Annotated in this window: 3 protein-coding genes; 1 reads left to right on the top strand and 2 read right to left on the bottom strand. The window is 67.9% G+C overall.

Annotated features, from left to right (window positions below; all coding sequences use genetic code 11):
• Positions 1-362: peptide-methionine (S)-S-oxide reductase MsrA (gene msrA, locus WA805_RS13030; RefSeq protein ID WP_425242459.1), on the top strand; the 362-nt coding region annotated here is incomplete at its 5' end.
• On the opposite strand, the gene WA805_RS13025 is transcribed toward msrA, so the two are convergent.
• Both WA805_RS13025 and WA805_RS13020 read right to left on the bottom strand, forming a co-directional pair.
• On the bottom strand, positions 355-684 hold the full coding sequence (locus tag WA805_RS13025; protein ID WP_422339228.1) for a nuclear transport factor 2 family protein: 330 nt from the start codon (positions 682-684) through the stop codon (positions 355-357). The genes msrA and WA805_RS13025 overlap by 8 nt on opposite strands.
• Before the next feature lie 7 nt (positions 685-691).
• Complete coding sequence (locus WA805_RS13020) at positions 692-1,528, bottom strand: CmcJ/NvfI family oxidoreductase (RefSeq protein ID WP_422274849.1); 837 nt, start codon at positions 1,526-1,528, stop codon at positions 692-694.
• Positions 1,529-1,612: the final 84 nt, after the last annotated feature.

Raw genomic sequence — 1,612 nt, 5'->3', positions numbered from 1 at the left:
GCACCGGCCACGCCGAGGCGGTCGAGGTGTGGTTCGACCCGGCCCAGGTCAGCTACGCGCAGCTGCTCCAGACATTCTGGCAGATCCACAACCCCACCACCCGCAACCGCCAGGGCCTCGACTTCGGCAGCCAGTACCGGTCGGCGATCTTCTGCCATGACGCCGGGCAGATGGAAGCCGCGATCGCATCACGTGATGCCGAGCAGCGATCGCTGAGACGGCACATCGTCACTCAGATCACCCCGGCGTCCGCGTTCTACCGGGCCGAGGAATACCACCAGCGGTACCTCGAGAAGCATGGCCACTCCGCCTGCGCAACCACCATCCGGCAAACAGGCCCGAGCCGTGCGCAGGTCAGCTGATCCGCAGGCTCGCGATCCGCCCGTCGCGCAGCTCGAAGTTCATCGGGCCGGTCCCGTTGAAGCCGTCGCCGGTGACCGTCAAGGTGACGGTGTAGCTGCCCGGCGTGGTGCCCGGCTCGGCGCTGACAAGCTCGAAATGCGATCGGACGCCGATGTTGTCGGTGCGGTTCCAGGCGCGCACGCCCTGGTGGCCGTGGAACTCGCGGCCCCAGTCGTTGAGGTAGGCGTCCTCGGTAAATGCTGCGACGAACGCGTCGGAGTCCCCGCGGTTGGTCGCCTCGATGAAGTTCTGGATCGCGGCGGGCAGGTGGTTCTCAGTCATCGCGCGGCTATTCGAAGTAGGCGATGGTGCGGAATTCGATGCTGTGCCTGGGCTGGGTCGCTCGCGCGGTCTCATCGCGGAACGCGGTATGCGGAACACGCCAGGCCCGTGCGTGATCGCTGTCGTTGAGCTTGAAGAAGAGGATCTCGTCGCGAGTCATGTCCGGGAAGTACCACCACTGGTGCCGGGGGTTGTGGTGAAATTCGAAACCGCTGGTTCCCGGAGCGTCCGGGGGCATGTCCGCGTACAGGTCATCGGGGATCTCGTCCACGAAGTACAGGCGGTTGTCCAGCCCCTCGCCCGGCTCGACGCTCTGATAGTCACACAGGGCCAGCGGCCAGTCCTGCGGCGGCGGGCTGAAGACGCGCCACAGGCTGGTGATGAGCGCCCGGCGGAAGCCGGGCCCGTCGGGGAAGCGGGAGGCGTAGTCGGCCTCGGCCCGCCCGCGCGCGCCGGGCACCGAGTAGTCGTCGTGGACCGAGGCGGCCTGCGGCTGCGAGGCATTCTCACTGGGGGCCGCGGAGCGGCGCAGGACCCAGCCAAGCGTCGACGCCCGGTCGGCTCCGGTGTAGAACTTCACGAACTCGGCCACCTCGGCGGCGTAGACCTCGTTCACCTCCTCCCGGTTGGTGAAATCCGTCACCGCTGAGGTGTGCCCGACGATCGCGAAGCCGTTGCGATCGAGCGTGAACTGGTCGCGGACCGGGCGCCCGTCGCGGATCGGCATCTCATACGTGCGGTATGTCCCGGTGTTGACGCTCTCCCCCGGCGCGGTGAACCTGCGGAGCACCGTGGACTCGGGCGCCAGGTAGCTGAGCTCGCCCGTGACCGCCTGGATGCGCATCGCCGCCTCCCCTCATGGATGGCCTGCGTGTTCCAGTGAAGAGCCCGCGCGGCGAGATGTCCACGCCCGATGTGGCGCCGGGTC

The organism is Trebonia sp. (assembly GCF_049794275.1).
In the GTDB taxonomy this organism is placed as follows: domain Bacteria; phylum Actinomycetota; class Actinomycetes; order Streptosporangiales; family Streptosporangiaceae; genus Trebonia.
This window is presented reverse-complemented; position numbering and strand designations above follow the sequence as displayed.